Source organism: Cryobacterium sp. PAMC25264 (assembly GCF_019443325.1).
GTDB lineage: Bacteria > Actinomycetota > Actinomycetes > Actinomycetales > Microbacteriaceae > Cryobacterium.
This window is the reverse complement of record NZ_CP080383.1, coordinates 1035456-1052119: the sequence shown is the minus strand read 5'-3', so window position 1 is coordinate 1052119 and position 16664 is coordinate 1035456. Positions and strand designations below refer to the sequence as shown.

The following is a 16664-nucleotide window of genomic DNA, read 5'->3' as shown; positions in this document are numbered from 1 at the left end:
TGCACTTTACCGACTCTGCCGTGCCGGTCGTACCCCGCCCGCGGCGCCTCAGGCCAGGGCGCCGGCCATGGCCCCTGCGGTCAGCTCGACGGAGCGCAGCCGGTCGCCGATCTGCTGCGAGGCGTGGGCCAGGATAAGTTCGTCGGCCCCGGTGGATGCGACGAGGTCGTCGAGGAACGTCCGCACATCGGCGGGGGTGCCCACGGCGGAGTAGCGCATCATGTCGGCGAGGCGGCGTCCTTCCGTGGTGGTGAGGAACGCGTCGATCTGCTCGTCGGAGTAGTCCGGCGTCGCCGGTCCGCGGGAGATCATGCTGCGCACCCGTGAGCGGCGCATGAGCGTAAACTGCTCGGTCGCATCCGCCGCGTCGTCGGCCGCGATCACGTTCGCGGCCACCATCAGGTACGGCTCGGCCAGCTGCGCCGACGGCGTGAAATCGCGGCGGTAGGTGGCGATGGCCTCGAAGAGTGAGTCGGGGGCGAAGTGCGACGCGAAAGCGTAGGGCAGGCCGAGCGCCGCGGCCAGGCCGGCGCCGAAGAGGGACGAGCCGAGGATGTACAGGGGAACGTTGGTTCCCGCGCCCGGCACGGCGCGCACGCCCGGGATGATCGATTCGTCGCGGAGGTAGGCGCCCAGCTCCATCACGTCCTGCGGGAACTGGTCGGATGCACGCGGGTCCCGGCGCATGGCCCGCGCCGTGGTCTGGTCGCTGCCGGGCGCGCGGCCCAGGCCCAGGTCGATGCGATCGGGATAGAGCTCGGCGAGGGTGCCGTACTGCTCGGCGATGGTCAGCGGAGAGTGGTTGGGCAGCATGACGCCGCCGGAGCCCAGGCGGATGGTGGACGTCTGCGAGGCCACATGCCCGATGAGCACGCTCGTCGCGGAGGACGCGATGGTGGGCATGTTGTGGTGCTCGGCGTACCAGACCCGCTCGTACCCGTTCTTCTCGGCGGTCTGGGCGAGCGCGACACTGGCCGCGAAGCTCTCCCGAATGGTCTGGCCGGGAGCGATGGGGGCAAGGTCGAGAATGGAAAGCGGTGTCGTCATGGTGGAGGTAACGGTTTTGCCGCCCGAATCCTTACCCGGCTCACCGAATTCGTCCCACGCCGGGCAGAAAACGGCCGACTCTTGCCGCGTATTCGGAGTAGTCCGGATGTTCGATCACGAGCATCCGCTCCTCCCACCGGGCCTTTCCGGAGAACAGTCCGATCAGGGCGAGCCATACCACCACGTGCAGGGCGGATGACCCGATCACGGTCAACCCGAGACCGGCCGTCATGAGCCCGGTGTAGATCGGGTTGCGCACCACCCCGTACACCCCGGTCGTAGCCAGCGGAGCGTTGTCGCGCGGGATCGGGCTGGCGGTCATCGCCGGGCCGAGAGAGGTGGATCCCTGCACGGCCAGCGTCACACCGATCGCCACGAGGGCGACCGACGTGGCAATGACAAAGCCGTTCACGGGCCACAGTATGCCGTGCGGCAATACCAGCAGCCAGGCGAGCAGCAGTATCTGAACGACGACCAGAGCGAACGCAAGCGCACGTTTCATGCCCCGAGAGTACGCCCGCCTGCCATCCTGCGCGTGTGGTCGGTTCGAATGGACCGGCCGGATACAGAGACCGGCCGGTCGGCACCGGTTTCCCGATGCCGGCCGACCGGCCGGTGGTTCAGTGCGTCAGAGCAGCGTTTAGTACCAGCCCACCGACTCGGACTTCGACCAGGCGGCGCACGGCGTGCCGTAGCTGCCCGAGATGTAGCCGAGGCCCCACAAGATCTGGGTCGCTGGGTTGGTGGCCCAGTCGGAGCCGGCCGAAGCCATCTTGCTGCCGGGCAGCGCCTGTGGGATGCCGGTGGCTCCGCTCGAGGCGTTATACGCGTTCACGTTCCAGCCGGATTCCTTGTTCCACAGGCTGACGAGGCAGGCGAACTGGTCGGAACCCCAACCGTACTTGGACGCCATCATGTCGCGGGCGATGGCCTGAGCCCCGCTCGGGTTGGTGGGAGCCGACGGCGCCGGCGCGCTGCTGGCCTTCGGTGCGGCCTGGGCCGACTGAGCCGCCTGGGCGGCCTGAGCCGCCTTGGCTTCGGCCGCCTTCTGCGCGGCGGCCTGCTCGGCGGCAGCCTGCGCAGCTGCGGCCTGCTCGGCGGCGACGCGGTCGGCCTCGGCAGTGGCGGCCTGCACGGGAGCGACCTCGGCGTTGGTCGCGTCGACGAGATCGTAGATGCGCTCGGGCGCCAGCTGCTGGTAGTTGCTGAGCATCGCGACGTTGGTGGCGAGCTTGGTGGCGTCGACCTTGTTCTGCGCGGCCGAGATCACCCCGTTCGCGCCGGCGAGGGTGCCTTCGGCGGCCTTTTCGGCGTGAGCGTTGACGATGTTGCTGTAGGCGCTGAGCTGTTCGGCGTGCCGGCCGGTGCTGGCGGTGAGTGCGGCGGTCTCGGCGACCCGGTCATTCTGGGCGGCCATGGCCGGCTCAAGAACCAGACCGGTGCCGACCATCGCACCGATTGACAGCACGGCGACCGCGGCGGCGGAGCGACGCGTCACCCGGGTCCGGTGGCTCTTCGCCGCTCGGGCCTCACCCCGTCCGACCAGGTCGGTGTAGGTGGCTCCGAGGGATGTCGCGGAGGCGGCGGGACGGGAAGCTGGGTTTCGGGTAAAGGGGAATCTCAAGGTTACGTATGACTTTCACAAGGTGAATCGCGGATGCTGGGGCGCCGAAGCGATTCTGGTCCGGCGGCTCTCGGGCGGGACTCGCCCGGGCGAAGTGACTACCATGCAGGACGTTTCTGGACGGATGCTCACCTTTTGCCAACAAGGTCCTCCGAATGTGACGCACCCTCTTGCGCCAGCGTCGCCGGGCTGGAAGTCTTCTCAAGCCCTGGTCAAACCGGAATTCTCCGCGGCGTTCACACCCGATATCGGCCGCCGCCATTCAATTCAGATGCATAAAGTTTGTGGAATCATTTCGGCGATTGCCGCTACTCCCTTGCGAAAATCCGCTGTGTCACTTCGCCTGAAGGCGGTCACGAACGTCCGGCAGGGTCGACTCGGCGACGGGCCGGAGCAGGAATAACCCGGTCCTGGCCTCCGTCGAGTGCAGCACCAGAGACGGCACGAGCAGAGTGCTCAGTTGCAGCCGGCCCCCGCCGCCGACGCCGAGAAAATCCTCGATCGGAGGCAGGGCCGCCGGCGCCGCTCCCCCGGCGGCCCGGGCCGGAAACCGGCCCGGGCCGCCCGGCTCGTCAGCCCGCGAGGATCAGGTAAAGCGCTCGGCGCACCTCATCGAGCTTGGCCGTCGCGGCGGCACGCTGGGCATCCGTAGCCGAGGCACGGAACTGGTGCACGACCCCGAACAGTTTGCCGACGCTCTCGTGGAAGGCGGCATCGGCATCGGACTGCCCGGGAGTAGCGTCCCAGGCCTTCTTCAGATCGTCGGCGTGCTCAGCGAGGTAGGCAAGCCCAGCCTCGGTGAGCTCGTAATCGGTGCGCCGGCCGTCACCGGTCGGCGCGATGAGTTCCTCGTCGACGAGTTGCTGCAGCGTCGGGTAGATGGAGCCCGGGCTGGGGCGCCACGCGCCGCCGGTCTTCTCCTCGATGGCACGGATAAGACCGTAGCCATTCGATGGACCATCGGCCAGGAGCGACAGGATGGCGGAGCGGACATCGCCGCGGTTGGCGCGACGGGATCCGCGCGGGCCGCCGGGACCGAAGCCGGGGCCGAAGCCGCCGAAACCCGGTCCGCCCGGACCGAAGCCACGGCCGAAACCCCTGCCCCGCTCCTGGGGAGAGTCATGATGGGCCCGGTGCAGGTCGGGAGTGAACTCCGATGACCCGAACCCTGGATTGTCTGTTTGGTGGAAGCGCTTCATGCTCGCATCGTCCTTTCACGTAGTCATCGCCTGTCGACGAAGACTTCTCGTGGGATTTCCACGATATTCAACGATATATCGTTAAATGTCGCAATGTCAATCAATTGGATTTCTGCGCAATTCTTCTCCAGCTTTTCTCGCACTCTCCGACATGGATGACGATCGCCGCCACGACAGCAATCTCGGACCGAATCAGGCTGCGCACGCCCGTGCCGAACGGCCGGATTACCACACCGCTCCGACCACAGGACCCATCCGGGCAGGCTCGCGCTCCGCGCTCACGGAGCTACAGCAGCCCTCAGGTGGGCGGACTCGGAGCCCCCGCCCAGGCCGCGGAGATCAAGAACGTCAGCTCCACCGCACAGACCGACAGCTCGTCGTCCTCGACGAGCACCCAGCTCATTGACGACAACGACGCCGTCGACGCCGCCGTCAACGGCCCCTGGGCGGCATCTCCGTGGACGCGCTCCTCGGCGACTGACCTCTGAGGCTTTCACGGTTCGCAACTGAACGCTGAGACTGGGCGACTCCCGTCGGGGAGCCGCCCTTTTCGTGCGTGCGCCCTGACCGCGCCGGCGCGACGGACGATAGTACTGACTACTACTCCGCCCACCGCATGCACGCAGAGGACACACCGTGAACGAGTCACCTTTCCGCCGGCTTCGCCCGATCGCGATCGCCGCCGGCTCCGCCATGCTCCTCACCCTCGGACTCGCCGCCGGAACCGCGGTTCCGGCCCTGGCCGCCGCACCCGCGGCGGTTGCGGTGACGTGGACGAACACCAACGTCTGGACGACCGGGTTCCAGTCCGAGGTCGGCGTGCGCAACAGCTCGGGCACCAAGCTCAGCCCGTGGCAGCTCGCATTCAGCTACAGCCACACGGTGAACACGCTGTGGAACGGTGTCGCTGCCCCGGCCACCGGCGGGTTCTCGGTGACAGGTCCATCCTGGGCTCCCACGCTCGCTGCCGGCGCCGCCACCTCGTTCGGCCTGACCTCCCTCAAGGTAGGCACGGCACCGCTGATTCCGTCCGGATGCACCGTGATCGGCCTGCCGTCGGGCGCCGCTGCCATCCCGTGCAGCATCAATGGCTCGCTGGGCGCCACCGCGCCCACGCCGACAGCCGGTGCCACGCCGACGGCGACTGCCACACCGACACCGACACCCACACCCAGCTCAACCCCACCCTCCACGCCGAAGCCCACCGCGACGGCCACGCCCACGCCGACCGCAACGCCGACGACCGCCCCCTCCACGGCGACACCGACAGCGACACCAACATCGACACCGGCAGCACCGGCGCCGGACGGCGGCCTCCTGGTCGCTCCCTACGTGGACCTGGGACTCTGGCCCACCGCCGACCTACCGGCCTTCGCGGCCAAGGCCGGCGTCAACGCGGTGACCGGGGCCTTCATCGTGGCCGATCGCGGCGCCCCCTGCAGCCCCACCTGGGCCGGGTACACCGACTATGCGGTGGGCTCCACCGGCGACTCGCTGGCCACAATCACAGCATTCCAGTCCGGCGGGGGCCGGTTCGTGGCCTCCTTCGGCGGTGCGATCAACGACGAACTCGCCCGGGTCTGCACCACACCAGGCAGTCTCCTCGCCGCGTACACGAAGGTGGTCACCCGGTTCTCCCTCGACCGGATCGACTTCGATATCGAGGGCGCCGACGTCTCGGACTCCGGTGCCAATCAGAGGCGCGCCACGGCTGTCGCCGCCCTCCAGGCGCAGCGCGCCGCGGCCGGGCATCCGCTGCAGGTCACGCTGACCCTGCCGGTGATGCCCACCGGACTGCTGCAGAACGGCCTGCGCACCATCACCGAGTTCACCACGGCGGGCGTCACGCTGTCCGCGGTCAACGTGATGGCCATGGATTACGGCGACGGCACCCGGAACATGGGCGCTGCCGCCATCGCCGCCGCGACCTCGACGGCCGCCCAGCTCGGCACCATCCCGGCCTTCGCGGGACTCACCGCGGCAGAACGGCTGACCCTCGTGGCCGTCACCCCGATGGTCGGGCAGAACGACGTGGCCGGCGAGGTGTTCGGCCTGGCCGACGCCACCACGGTAGGTGCCTTCGCACGCACCAACGGGCTGGCCGGCCTCGGCTGGTGGGAGATGACTCGAGATCAGCCCTGCACCGGCGGTATCCCTGCCTACATGTGCTCTGGGGTGAGCAGCCCACGCTGGGCGTTCGCCGCGGCCTTCGTGGCCGCGACCCGCTAGCGAGCTCGGCGCGAGACCCTCACTCGCCGAGCTGCCGGCTCAGCGCCGCTCCCGCCGTTCGTCCCTGCGGTCGCCGCGCCGACGCACCCCGTGCGCCACGACGGCCGCCGTGCCCACGGTGGCGGCGGTGCGCACGACGGGTGCGCCGATCACCCGCGGCCGTCCGACCCTCCGCGCTGCGATGGGCATCTCAGGCCTCCTGCGTTTCGTCGGCCTCGATGGCGGCCGCCAGCGCCTGCACCGGGATGCGCCCACTCGCCACAAGCTGCCCGCCGGCCTTGCGCACCACCGCCCCGAATGGGGCCGCCCACAGGTTCTCCCAGACCAGGAGCGCAGCACTGCTTCCCGGCTCGACGGCCTGGGCGGCGGCGATCACGTCTTCCTCGCTGAGCAAGGTCGCCAGTTCGGTCTCGAATGCCCGCAGCTCGCCGAGTTCACCGTCTTCGACGTCGGAGAGCTCCGCGATCTCCAGACCGCCCGCGGCATCCTTCTTGAGGATCAACAGGTCCAGGATCTTGATCAGGCCCCGGTCGACGAGCGAGGTGAGCTCCGGGGCGATCGAACCGTTGAAGCTGCTGCCCGGAAACTCCACCACAATCCAGTCCACGGGTCCGAGTTCGTCGAGGGTATCGGTCATCATCCACTCCACTTCGTCAGGGTCAGGACGTGTCAGTGTTCAACCAAAGCGACTCGGCCGCGTCACCCGCCCAGGGTGAAGCAGACGGACAGGCACCACGAGCACGAGCCATGGCTCAGAGGGTGGGCAGCACCTGCTCACGCACCTTGCGGCGCAGAACCTTGCCCAGCATCGAGCGTGGGGTCTCGGTGATCTGCACGATCCGGCGCGGGATCTTGTAGGCGGCCAGGTGCTCCCGGCAGTGGTCCTGCAGGGCCTTCTCGTCCAGGGTGGCGCCGGGTTCGAGTTCCACCGCGGCCACGACCAGCTCGCCGCCGCGTTCGAGCGGCTTGCCGAACACGGCCGCGTCCATCACCGACGCGTGCAGTCGCAGCACGGTCTCGACCTCGGTGGGCGAGACATTGAACCCGCCCGTGATGATCAGGTCTTTAGCCCGGTCAACGATGGTGGCAAAGCCGTCGTCGTCCTGGGTGACGATGTCACCCGAGCGCAGCCACCCGTCCGGTGTGAGGGTCTTTGCGGTCTCTTCGGGGTTGTTCCAGTAGCCCTGGAACACCTGCGGCCCCTTGATCAGAAGCTCTCCCGGCTGTCCGTGGGGCACCTCGACGGTGGGGTCGTCGATGTCGGTGACCTTCATCAGTGTGGACGGGAACGGGATGCCGACGGTGCCGGGCTTGCGGGTGGGGTAGAACGGGTTGCCGAGCGCCACCGGTGACGCCTCGGTCATGCCAAAACCCTCCACGAGCAGCCCGCCGGACACCGATTCCCACAATTCGACCACATGGTCGGGCAGGTTCATGGCGCCGGAGATGCAGAAGCGGCAGGACCGCAACGAGACGCCGCGCTCCTTCGCGGCGAGCGCGGTGCGCTCGTAGATCGGCGGCACGGCGCAGTACACGGTGGCCGGCGACTTCTTCATGGCGTCGAGCACGAGCTTGGGATCGAATTTCGGGAACAACACGAGCAACGCCTGCTTGTGGATGCCGTAGGTGAGGTACAGGGTAAGGCCGAACGAGTGGAACATCGGCAGGATCGCGTAGAAGATCTCCTTGCGGTACTCGGCACCGTGCATCCAGGCCTCACCCTGCAGCGCGTTGCAGTGCAGGTTGTAGTGCGTGAGCATGGCCCCCTTGGGCCGGCCGGTGGTGCCCGAGGTGTACTGGATGGCCGCCAGGTCGTGCAGGCCCGGTCGCGGATGCGTCGGGTCGATGGCGCCGTGCGTGAGCAGGTCCTTCCACGGCGTCGTGCCAGGGGCCGCGCCGCTGAGCGCCTCCCGGGACTCGCGCAGGCTCTTCACCGGGAGGTACAGCGCCAGGCGTTTCAGGGTGGGGAACTCCTGCAGCAGGCTCACCGAGATGACGTGGTCGATCTCGATGTCGGCGGGGAATGCGCGCACGGTGGGGGCGACCTTGTCCCAGGCGATCACGATGCGGGCCTGGTGATCTTCGAACTGGTGCCGCAACTCCGGGGAGGTGTACAGCGGGTTGTGCTCCACGACCACGCCGCCCAGGCGCAGAACCGCGTAGAACGCCACGACGTGCTGCGGACAGTTGGGCAGGATCAGCGCCACACGGTCGCCGGCCCGCACGCCCAGCAGGCGCAGGCCCTCCGCGGCCCGATCGACCTGGTCGCCGAGTTCCGTGTACGTGGTGCGGCGCCCGAAGAACTCCAGCGCCGGCAGGTCACCCGCCTCGGCCACCGCGTGCTCGAGCATCTCCACGAGCGAGGCAGTGGGCAGATCGATCTCGGCGGGCACGCCCGGTTGGTAGTGCTTCACCCAGGGCTGCTGCTCAGTATTGGCCATGGGGACATCCTCCCGCGATCCGTGCCTCGCCGGGGCACGACACGGCGCGCCCGGTGGTGCCGGTCAGTCGGTGTCCGCCGGGAAAACGGCCGAGTTCCGGGTCTCCCGGGCGAGGAAGGTGCCCAGTTCACTGATGGTGCTCATCAGCGGGGCAGGGAAGACCACGATGGTGTTCTTGTCGACGCCGATCTCCACCAGGGTCTGCAGGTTCCGCAACTGCAAGGCGATCGGATGCTTCATCATCGTGTCGGCCGCGTCGCCGAGCTTGGCAGCGGCGAGTTGTTCTCCCTCGGCGTTGATGATCTTGGCCCGCTTCTCCCGCTCGGCCTCGGCCTGCTTGGCCATCGACCGTTTCATGGATTCCGGCAGAAGGATGTCCTTAAGCTCGACCAGGGTGACTTCCACGCCCCAGCCCAGCGTCTGCGCATCCAGGATCTCGCGCACGTTGACGTTGAGCACCTCGGTATTGGCGAGCGTCTCGTCGAGGGCGTGCTGGCCGACCACCTTGCGCAGGGTGGTCTGGGCGATCTGTTCTATGGCGGACTGCACGTTCTCGATCTCCACGACGGACTTCACCGAGTCGATGATGCGGTAGTACGCGACCGCGGAGACCCCGACACTCACGTTGTCGCGGGTGATGATGCCCTGCGACTCGATGGGCAACGTCACGATGCGCAGAGACACCCGGGTCATCACATCCACGAAGGGGATGATGAGGTGCACCCCGGGCTTGAGCACCCCGACGAGTCGGCCGAACCGCAGCAGCACACCCTGTTCGTACTGGGTGACCACCCGGATCGAGAACGACAGCAGAACGATCAGCAGAATCAGGGCGAGCACGAGAAGCACCCAGAACCACACCATGAGAACGACCTCCCTCGGCCAGCAAGTCCTCTTGCGCGTCATTCTGCGCCCGGGACGCGGCCTCCGCCAGTGCGGGTGCAGTTCTACAGCGGCGGAGCCACCGCCGACTCCGCCGCGCAGCCGGGCGTGAGCACCCGGGTCGTCGATGCAGGAGCCGACAGGAGTTTGTGCGCCGCGCGGCTCGGCCGCCGCACCAGCACGCCGCCGCAGTTCGGGCAGGCCCCGTCGGGGAACGAGCGCACGCACTCGGCACACCAGGTGCACTCGAAGGAGCAGATGAGGGCGTCGTCACCCGACGGGGAAAGGTCCCGGTCACAGCACTCGCAATTCGGTCGCATCTCAAGCATTCGCTGTCTCCTTGTCTGCGAGCGTCAGGATCGAATCGTACCGGCGTACCCCACCAGGACGTCGGCAAAACTGAGTGGGCGCAGACCGAACCTCCTCGGAACAGACCTGCCGTGGCCGCGGCCTCACCGATGTCGTCGACGGCGACGATGGGCAGTTCGATGTGATCGGCGGTCGCCCCGGCGGTCACGCCATCTGCCTGTTCCCGGAACATTCCGGCCAGCAGGGGCGGTACGAAGGTGTCCATGGAGATCGCCGGCTTGAGCAATCGACTCCAGCTCGTGGGTGGGACTCGTTCCTGGAGAAAAGGACGTGGGAGCATTATTCCAGACGAGCCCTCTTCCCTGTTTGAGCACCCGTCACACGGCGGAACTGAAGAAATATCGGAGCGGATCCGCACAAAACCGGGCAAATACGCCGCACACGAACGGGGGGCTCAGCGCGACCGACTACCGTAGTAGTATGACGCCTCCTGATTCAACTGCACCGACCGAGGCAGACACTGCCCGCGCGACGATCACCTTCTCCGAGCTTGGGCTCAGCGACTCCGTTCTCAAGGCACTGAAGGACGTCGGCTACGAAACCCCGTCGGCCATCCAGGCCGCGACCATTCCCCCGCTGCTCGACGGCCGCGATGTCGTGGGCCTGGCCCAGACCGGCACCGGCAAGACGGCCGCCTTCGCGCTGCCGATCCTCTCCCGCCTCGACCTGTCCCAGAAGAGCCCGCAGGCCCTGGTCCTCGCGCCCACCCGCGAGCTCGCCCTTCAGGTCTGCGAGGCGTTCGAGAAGTACGCCGCCCACATGAAGGGCGTGCACGTGCTGCCCGTCTACGGCGGACAGGGTTACGGCATCCAGCTGTCTGCGCTGCGTCGCGGCGTGCACGTTGTCGTCGGTACCCCCGGCCGCATCATGGACCACCTCGAAAAGGGCACCCTGGACCTCACCCAGCTCAAGTACCTGGTCCTCGACGAGGCCGACGAGATGCTCAAGATGGGATTCGCCGAGGACGTCGAGACGATCCTCGCCGACACCCCGGACGACAAGCAGGTGGCCCTGTTCTCGGCCACCATGCCGGCCGCGATCCGCCGCATCTCCAAGCAGTACCTCAACGACCCCGAAGAGATCACGGTCAAGAACAAGACCACGACCTCGGCGAACACCACCCAGCGCTACCTGCTGGTGTCCTACCCGCAGAAGGTCGACGCGCTCACCCGCATCCTCGAGGTCGAGAACTTCGAGGGCATGATCGTCTTCACCCGTACCAAGAACGAGACCGAGACCCTCGCCGAGAAGCTGCGTGCGCGCGGCTATTCCGCCACGGCCATCAACGGTGACGTGCCCCAGGTGCAGCGTGAGCGCACGGTGGAGCAGCTCAAGAACGGCAAGCTCGACATTCTTGTCGCCACGGATGTGGCCGCCCGCGGCCTGGACGTGGAGCGCATCAGCCACGTCATCAACTACGACATCCCGATCGACACCGAGTCGTACGTGCACCGCATCGGCCGCACCGGCCGGGCCGGCCGCAGCGGTGCCGCGATCAGCTTCGTGACCCCGCGCGAGCGCCACCTGCTCAACGCCATCGAGCGGGCCACCCGTCAGCCGCTCACCCAGATGCAGCTGCCGAGCGTGGAGGACGTGAACTCCACCCGCCTCACCCGCTTCGACGACGCCATCACGGCGGCACTGGACCAGACCGCGCGCATCGCCGCGTTCCGCGACATCGTGGGCCACTACGTGGAGCACCACGACGTGCCGGAGGCCGATGTGGCCGCCGCCCTCGCCGTGGTCGCCCAGGGTGAGACCCCGCTGCTGCTCAACGCCGACGACGTGCGGGCCGCGGCCCGGTTCGACCGGGAGCGCACCGAGCACCGCGACCGCGACCGGGGCGACCGCCCCGTGCGCGAACGCCGCGACGACCGCGGCAGCCGTGATGACCGCGGCAGCCGTGACGATCGTCCGCTTCGCAGCGAGCGTCCCGAGCGCCGTTCACGTGACAGCAGCCGGGCCATGGCCTCGTTCCGCATCGAGGTGGGCAAGCGCCACAAGGTCGAGCCGCGCCAGATCGTCGGCGCGCTGGCCAACGAGGGTGGCCTCAGCCGTGAGGACTTCGGCGCGATCCAGATCCTGCCCGAGTACTCCCTGGTGGACCTGCCCGCCGACCTGTCCAGCGACGTGCTGGGGCGCCTCTCGGCGACCCGCATCAGCGGCAAGCTGATCGAGATCCACGCCGACAACGGTGCCTCGGCCGGCCGTAACGACCGCCCGCAGCAGGGCGACCGCTCCGAGCGTCCGCCGCGCCGCTACTAATCAGAATCGTTTGACCCTTGCGCGGGTCAGGCGCCGTTTCGCGGGGTGCGTGCCACCTGCGTAGCGGCGTCTGACCCGCGCTGCGTGTTTTTGGCGACCCGTGCAACGAGCCGGATTCGCCACCTGGGGCCGCGTGGGGCGACATCTCAGCAAAAGTCCTCTACTGTTGATCAAGCAAGGGGAGTACTCCCACGCGGCGCACCCGTCAGTACGGACTTAACGAAGAGTCCCGGGACGCCGGCTCGATTGCCTCAGTGGCCGCCGGGTGGAAGAGACCTTGATCTCCGTCCATCACGCATGCCCTGGAGCTCTCCTTGAACATCACTCCCACCATCTGGATCATCACCATCGCCGTGACGATCGCCTTCTTCGCCTATGAGTTCTTCGCCCACGTGCGCAAGCCTCACGAGCCCACCGTCGGCGAGTCCGCGCGGTGGTCTGCCTTCTACATCGGTCTCGCGCTGCTCTTCGGTGTCGGTATCGGCATCGTTTCCGGCTGGCGTTACGGCGGCGAATACTTCGCCGGTTACCTCACCGAGAAGGCCCTGTCGATCGACAACCTCTTCGTCTTCCTGATCGTGATGGCGGCATTCTCGGTGCCCAAGGCGTATCAGCAGAAGGTGCTGATGTTCGGCATCATCATCGCCCTGATCATGCGCGGTGGCTTCATCGCGGTGGGCGCGGCCCTGATCGAGAACTTCTCCTGGGTCTTCTACCTCTTCGGCGCTCTGCTGTTCGTGCTCGCCTACATGCAGGTGCGCGGCCACGAGGGCAACCCGGCCGACAACCTCTTCGTGCGCCTGGCCCGCCGGGTGCTGCCGGTCAGCGAGGAATATGACCGCGACAAGCTCACCACCAAGATCAACGGCAAGCGCTTCGTCACCCCGATGCTGCTCACCATCATCGCGATCGGCTTCATCGACCTGGTCTTCGCCATCGACTCCATCCCCGCGATCTACGGGCTCACCTCCGAGGCCTACATCGTCTTCACCGCCAATGCGTTCGCCCTGATGGGTCTGCGCCAGCTGTTCTTCCTGATCGGCGGGCTGCTCGAACGCCTGGTCTACCTCTCTCAGGGCCTGGCCGTCATCCTCGGCTTCATCGGCCTCAAGCTGGTCTTCCACGCCCTGCACGTCAACGAGGTGCCGTTCATCAACGGCGGCGAACCCATCGTGTGGGTGCCCGAGATCCCGATCTGGTTCTCCCTGGTCTTCATCGCCGCCACCGTGGCCGTGGCCACCATCGCCAGCCTCGCGAAGACCCGCGGGGACGCCGCCAAGGCCGACCGCGGCCAGGTCGAGGGCGAGCCGATCACCCAGGCGAAGGACTCGCATTAACCGGCGCGCACCAGTCCACGCTCACTGATTGATGAGGGTGGTCTCGAGGTTGTCGACGCTCACACTGCGATAGTCGCGGTACGCGTCGGGAACCTCGATCACCGTCGTCCAGGGAACCCGGGGCTGGGCGCAGATGTCGGTGCTCGAGGCACTGACGATCTTCAGGGTGTCGCCTGCCGCGTCATGTACGAATCCCGCCGGCCGGCTCGGACACGCGGATCCGTAGATGACGAGAGTCAGCTCATCAGGGCCTGGGCCCGCCAGCGCGTAGGAGTCGGATTCGTCCAACGGCGGTGCTGGGGTCTCGGCCTCTGTCGTGACGATCCGCACCGGCGAGAGGCTCTCGGGAGCGAACTGCGCCGTGAAACTCGTTCCTGGAAAGTAGCAGTCGTCGGGTGTGCCGGCCGCGATGGCGGCCTCGGTGCAGTCGGACTCGGCGGGCGGGATTACGGTGATCTGCACCTGACCGAGGCGGATATCGAGCGGCACCGTCAGCGTCGCTTCGAAGGAACCGTCGGCGGCTACAGTCGCCGGTGCAGTCTGCCGGGCCACGTCGTTCCAATGACTCGAGCGCAGCTCGATTGTCTGGATCGTGCCGGGAGCCAGTGTGGTGCAGACGTCCCCAGGTGAGACAGGCCCCCGCGAGACGACCACGTTCTCGCCGACCACGGCCAGGGCCGGGGTCACGGTGATCCCGCAGCCGAACCTGTCGACGGCCGGGGCAGCGGGAACGGCGGTGGCCTCTCCGTCGACTCTGAGCGCTTCCGTGTCGGCAGCTCCGTGGGCACAACCGACTACCGGTAGGACCATAAGCAGCAGCACGGCGGCGGCCGCGACCCGTGTGCGCGTCATTTGAGGAGTCGCGACGAGTCGATGTAGCCGAAGAGCGTCACGCCGTCGGCCAGATAGATCGGTATCTGCCCGGCGGGTACCGTATCGAGGAAGCCTCCAGTGGCGCCCAGAGGAACGTTGGTGCGGGCCAGGTCGATGTCGCTCGGATAGGCGTAGGCGATTTGGCCGTTCAACGTCAGAATCGGAACGAGGTCCGCCGCCGTCCTTGGTGGCAGGTCGCTGTCACCGGCGGAGCCGCTGGTGGCAGCGACGTCCTGGCTCTGAGCGCTGACGCCCTGCAGGCTCTGGACCTCATAGCTCTCACCGATCGCCGGCTTGGCGGACTCCGGCGCGCCACTGGCATCCTGAGCCACGAGAGGGTCCGCGAACCTGTCGATGGCCACCACGGTGCCTGCTCCCACACCGCCGGCGAACAGCAGCGCGGCGGAGGCGGCCAGCGCGAACGCCGGGCGAGACAACCGTGCCCGCCGGGCACGCGGGGTGCCGGCCACCGTGCGGATGAGCAGGGCACGGATCTCGGCGCTGCGCCGGGGGTCGAATTCCGGGTTGTCGGTGGGGCGGTCGCGCGGATCGTCGGTCGGGTCGGGGTTCATCACAGGCTCCATCCCTCTCTCACGTCGGGTGCGTTCTGCAGCATCAGGTCGGCCATGCGGTTCTTGGCCCGGTACAGCCGGGATTTCACGGTTCCGATCGGAATCCGCAGGGCCACGGCCGCCTCGGCGGTGGTCAGTTCCTCGAGCACGCAGAGTGTGAGGATGTCTTGGTCGCGGGCGTTGAGTTGCGCGAACACCTCGCGGACCCCTGGCGCGGTGCGGGCGCGATCCAGCTCCGCGCCGAGCTCGTCCGATGGGTCCGGATGCGAGCGCTCCGGTGTGAGCTTCGACAGGGCCAGGCTGTAGCGCCGCCTGGATCGGGCTTGGTTGCGGCAGACGTTGTTGGTTGTCACCAGGAGCCAGCCGATCACCGACCCATTGACCACCCGCACCCGGCGCCGGTGCCGCCACAGCTCCAGGAACACTATCGCCGTGGCATCCTCGGCGTCGTGCCGTGAGGCGAGGGCGCGCAGGGCGTGGCCGAATACCCGGTCACGGTGCTCATCGAAGAGTTCCCCGAACGCCCCCGCATCCCCCTCGACGGCCAGAGCCCACACCTCGTACTCGTTGGTCCCCCGGGCTGCCGTCATACCTAATAATGTCCGTACAAGACGATCGGTTCCCTCCCGCCGCTACAACGTGACGATCACCTTGCGTGCTGAGACTCCCCGGCGCTGCGTGTCCAACGCCAGCTGCAGCTGCTCGAGGCCGTGACCCACCACCATGGGCGTGGGTGCGGCTGTGTACCGCCCGTCGGCGAGAGCCTGCGGTAGGAAGTCCTGGTAGATCAGGGTGGAGACCTCGTTGTTCTTCAACGACGTTCCGAAGATCGCCTTCGAACGGATGCCGCGCAGCCGGCTCGACACCGCGAAACGGGCCGACGACAACCCGATCGTCATCAGGATCCGGGGCAGCCGCCACCGAATACCGCGCTGGTCGGCGAGGCTCTCGAAGGTTGCAGGAGTGCTCGCCAGGGCGATGAACTTTCTTCCCCGGCTGGCGGCCAGCACGTCCGCACAGGCCGAGGCGGATCCCGCACCCAGGGCCAGTGCGCCGGCGAGCGTTGCGCGCGCGAGTGCTGCGATGAGATCGGCGACAATGGTCGGGCTCGCGTAGTCGAAGACCTGGCTGGCACCGAGGGCGCGCACGTAGTCGAAGTTGCGGGGCGAGGCGGTGGTGATCACCTCGTAGCCGGCGGCGACGGCCAGCTGAATGGCGTTGCTGCCCACGCTCGTGGAGCCACCCCAAATCAGGACGGTCTGGCCGGTCGGCGTGGGAGCGGCCGACGGGTAGCGCAGGGCAAGTTGATCCTTCTGGAACAGGCCACAGGCCGCGGTGGACAGCGCCAGCGGCAGCACCACGGCATCCGTGAACGGCATCGAGTCGGGGATCGGCGCCGCCATCCGCTCCAGGAGGACCGTGTAGCGCTGGAAGGCGCCGCCGGCCGAGGTGTTGGCGTCCTTGTCAGTACCGACGGCGTGGCCGAGCACCCTGTCACCCGCGGCAAACCTGGTGACGCCGGGGCCGACCTCGACGACCTCCCCGGCCACATCCGAGCCCAGCACGAACGGATACTTCAGCCAGGGGTAGATCACGTCGCCGACCAGTTGGAGGATCCACTCCAGCGGGTTGACAGCCACGGCGTGGTTCTTGACGACGATCTCGTTCTCACCCGGCGCAGTGTAGGGCGCGGGGCGCACATCGAGCGGGGCCCGGTTGGCGCCGAGCCAGGCGGCGGTATTGGCGGGCATGGGATCTCCTTCGGATCGATGACGGTCTGACCGGGTGGGATGTCAGTCGCTGACATGACGGTAGCACACGATGAC

18 protein-coding genes are annotated in these 16664 nt (G+C 67.7%); 5 read left to right on the top strand and 13 right to left on the bottom strand.

What is annotated here, in order from left to right; genetic code table 11:
* Nucleotides 1-48 precede the first annotated feature (48 nt).
* From KY500_RS04800 to KY500_RS19165, 3 genes are all read right to left on the bottom strand, one after another.
* A complete protein-coding gene (locus KY500_RS04800; protein WP_219902558.1) occupies nucleotides 49-1047 on the bottom strand; it encodes an LLM class flavin-dependent oxidoreductase in 999 nt (332 codons plus the stop codon).
* Nucleotides 1048-1087: 40 nt separating this feature from the next.
* The gene (locus KY500_RS04795) at nucleotides 1088-1549 is read right to left on the bottom strand and encodes an isoprenylcysteine carboxylmethyltransferase family protein (protein WP_219902557.1); all 462 of its coding nucleotides are present in this window, start codon (nucleotides 1547-1549) and stop codon (nucleotides 1088-1090) included.
* A 138-nt stretch (nucleotides 1550-1687) separates the two neighbouring features.
* Entirely contained in the window at nucleotides 1688-2545 is an 858-nt protein-coding gene (locus KY500_RS19165; RefSeq protein WP_255579793.1) for a hypothetical protein, read from the bottom strand.
* Between the two features lie 229 nt (nucleotides 2546-2774).
* On the opposite strand from KY500_RS19165, the gene KY500_RS04785 reads away from it, so the two are divergent.
* On the top strand, nucleotides 2775-3074 hold the full coding sequence (locus tag KY500_RS04785; protein WP_219902556.1) for a hypothetical protein: 300 nt from the start codon (nucleotides 2775-2777) through the stop codon (nucleotides 3072-3074).
* A 169-nt stretch (nucleotides 3075-3243) separates the two neighbouring features.
* Here KY500_RS04785 and KY500_RS04780 read toward each other — a convergent pair whose 3' ends face one another.
* Nucleotides 3244-3870 (bottom strand): PadR family transcriptional regulator, encoded by a 627-nt coding sequence (locus KY500_RS04780; protein WP_219902555.1) that lies wholly within the window; start codon nucleotides 3868-3870, stop codon nucleotides 3244-3246.
* A 302-nt stretch (nucleotides 3871-4172) separates the two neighbouring features.
* On the opposite strand from KY500_RS04780, the gene KY500_RS04775 reads away from it, so the two are divergent.
* Nucleotides 4173-4358 (top strand): hypothetical protein, encoded by a 186-nt coding sequence (locus KY500_RS04775; RefSeq protein ID WP_219902554.1) that lies wholly within the window; start codon nucleotides 4173-4175, stop codon nucleotides 4356-4358.
* A gap of 148 nt (nucleotides 4359-4506) precedes the next feature.
* Nucleotides 4507-6099, top strand: a complete 1593-nt coding sequence (locus tag KY500_RS04770; RefSeq protein WP_219902553.1) for a cellulose binding domain-containing protein — start codon at nucleotides 4507-4509, stop codon at nucleotides 6097-6099.
* A 39-nt stretch (nucleotides 6100-6138) separates the two neighbouring features.
* Here the strand turns inward: KY500_RS04770 and KY500_RS04765 are convergent, their stop codons facing one another.
* The 5 genes from KY500_RS04765 to KY500_RS04745 all read right to left on the bottom strand — a co-directional run bounded on the left by KY500_RS04765 (nucleotide 6139) and on the right by KY500_RS04745 (nucleotide 9742).
* Nucleotides 6139-6288, bottom strand: a complete 150-nt coding sequence (locus KY500_RS04765; RefSeq protein ID WP_219902552.1) for a hypothetical protein — start codon at nucleotides 6286-6288, stop codon at nucleotides 6139-6141.
* Between the two features lies 1 nt (nucleotide 6289).
* On the bottom strand, nucleotides 6290-6739 hold the full coding sequence (locus KY500_RS04760) for a DUF6325 family protein (protein ID WP_255579792.1): 450 nt from the start codon (nucleotides 6737-6739) through the stop codon (nucleotides 6290-6292).
* A 112-nt stretch (nucleotides 6740-6851) separates the two neighbouring features.
* Entirely contained in the window at nucleotides 6852-8540 is a 1689-nt protein-coding gene (locus tag KY500_RS04755) for a long-chain-fatty-acid--CoA ligase (protein ID WP_219902551.1), read from the bottom strand.
* A 63-nt stretch (nucleotides 8541-8603) separates the two neighbouring features.
* Nucleotides 8604-9404 (bottom strand): slipin family protein, encoded by an 801-nt coding sequence (locus KY500_RS04750; protein WP_219902550.1) that lies wholly within the window; start codon nucleotides 9402-9404, stop codon nucleotides 8604-8606.
* Between the two features lie 83 nt (nucleotides 9405-9487).
* A complete protein-coding gene (locus KY500_RS04745; RefSeq protein ID WP_255579918.1) occupies nucleotides 9488-9742 on the bottom strand; it encodes a DUF1272 domain-containing protein in 255 nt (84 codons plus the stop codon).
* 469 nt (nucleotides 9743-10211) lie between these two features.
* Between KY500_RS04745 and KY500_RS04740 the strand changes: the two genes are divergently transcribed.
* Nucleotides 10212-12056, top strand: coding sequence for a DEAD/DEAH box helicase (locus KY500_RS04740; RefSeq protein WP_219902548.1), 1845 nt, complete (start codon nucleotides 10212-10214; stop codon nucleotides 12054-12056).
* Nucleotides 12057-12370: 314 nt separating this feature from the next.
* Nucleotides 12371-13393 carry a TerC/Alx family metal homeostasis membrane protein gene (locus tag KY500_RS04735; RefSeq protein WP_219902547.1) on the top strand — a complete coding sequence of 341 codons (1023 nt, stop codon included), beginning with the start codon at nucleotides 12371-12373 and terminating at the stop codon, nucleotides 13391-13393.
* Nucleotides 13394-13414: 21 nt separating this feature from the next.
* Here KY500_RS04735 and KY500_RS04730 read toward each other — a convergent pair whose 3' ends face one another.
* The 4 genes from KY500_RS04730 to KY500_RS04715 are packed head-to-tail and all read right to left on the bottom strand — an operon-like array spanning nucleotide 13415 to nucleotide 16589.
* The gene (locus KY500_RS04730) at nucleotides 13415-14245 is read right to left on the bottom strand and encodes a hypothetical protein (protein WP_219902546.1); all 831 of its coding nucleotides are present in this window, start codon (nucleotides 14243-14245) and stop codon (nucleotides 13415-13417) included.
* The gene (locus KY500_RS04725; protein WP_219902545.1) at nucleotides 14242-14838 is read right to left on the bottom strand and encodes a hypothetical protein; all 597 of its coding nucleotides are present in this window, start codon (nucleotides 14836-14838) and stop codon (nucleotides 14242-14244) included. The genes KY500_RS04730 and KY500_RS04725 overlap by 4 nt, the downstream gene beginning before the upstream one ends.
* Nucleotides 14838-15428 (bottom strand): RNA polymerase sigma factor, encoded by a 591-nt coding sequence (locus KY500_RS04720; RefSeq protein ID WP_219902544.1) that lies wholly within the window; start codon nucleotides 15426-15428, stop codon nucleotides 14838-14840. Before KY500_RS04720 ends, KY500_RS04725 begins: the two co-directional genes overlap by 1 nt.
* A 42-nt stretch (nucleotides 15429-15470) precedes the next feature.
* Entirely contained in the window at nucleotides 15471-16589 is a 1119-nt protein-coding gene (locus KY500_RS04715) for a zinc-binding alcohol dehydrogenase family protein (RefSeq protein WP_219902543.1), read from the bottom strand.
* Nucleotides 16590-16664 lie beyond the last annotated feature (75 nt).

Excerpts from the sequence above, each read along its gene's own strand:
- KY500_RS04800 (WP_219902558.1), bottom strand. The coding sequence starts at position 1,047 with ATGACGACACCGCTTTCCATTCTCGACCTTGCCCCCATCGCTCCCGGC.
- KY500_RS04795 (WP_219902557.1), bottom strand. The coding sequence starts at position 1,549 with ATGAAACGTGCGCTTGCGTTCGCTCTGGTCGTCGTTCAGATACTGCTG.
- KY500_RS04785 (WP_219902556.1), top strand. The coding sequence starts at position 2,775 with ATGCAGGACGTTTCTGGACGGATGCTCACCTTTTGCCAACAAGGTCCT.
- KY500_RS04780 (WP_219902555.1), bottom strand. The coding sequence starts at position 3,870 with ATGAAGCGCTTCCACCAAACAGACAATCCAGGGTTCGGGTCATCGGAG.
- KY500_RS04765 (WP_219902552.1), bottom strand. The coding sequence starts at position 6,288 with ATGCCCATCGCAGCGCGGAGGGTCGGACGGCCGCGGGTGATCGGCGCA.
- KY500_RS04760 (WP_255579792.1), bottom strand. The coding sequence starts at position 6,739 with ATGATGACCGATACCCTCGACGAACTCGGACCCGTGGACTGGATTGTG.
- KY500_RS04755 (WP_219902551.1), bottom strand. The coding sequence starts at position 8,540 with ATGGCCAATACTGAGCAGCAGCCCTGGGTGAAGCACTACCAACCGGGC.
- KY500_RS04750 (WP_219902550.1), bottom strand. The coding sequence starts at position 9,404 with ATGGTGTGGTTCTGGGTGCTTCTCGTGCTCGCCCTGATTCTGCTGATC.
- KY500_RS04745 (WP_255579918.1), bottom strand. The coding sequence starts at position 9,742 with ATGCGACCGAATTGCGAGTGCTGTGACCGGGACCTTTCCCCGTCGGGT.
- KY500_RS04740 (WP_219902548.1), top strand. The coding sequence starts at position 10,212 with ATGACGCCTCCTGATTCAACTGCACCGACCGAGGCAGACACTGCCCGC.
- KY500_RS04730 (WP_219902546.1), bottom strand. The coding sequence starts at position 14,245 with ATGACGCGCACACGGGTCGCGGCCGCCGCCGTGCTGCTGCTTATGGTC.
- KY500_RS04725 (WP_219902545.1), bottom strand. The coding sequence starts at position 14,838 with ATGAACCCCGACCCGACCGACGATCCGCGCGACCGCCCCACCGACAAC.
- KY500_RS04720 (WP_219902544.1), bottom strand. The coding sequence starts at position 15,428 with ATGACGGCAGCCCGGGGGACCAACGAGTACGAGGTGTGGGCTCTGGCC.
- KY500_RS04715 (WP_219902543.1), bottom strand. The coding sequence starts at position 16,589 with ATGCCCGCCAATACCGCCGCCTGGCTCGGCGCCAACCGGGCCCCGCTC.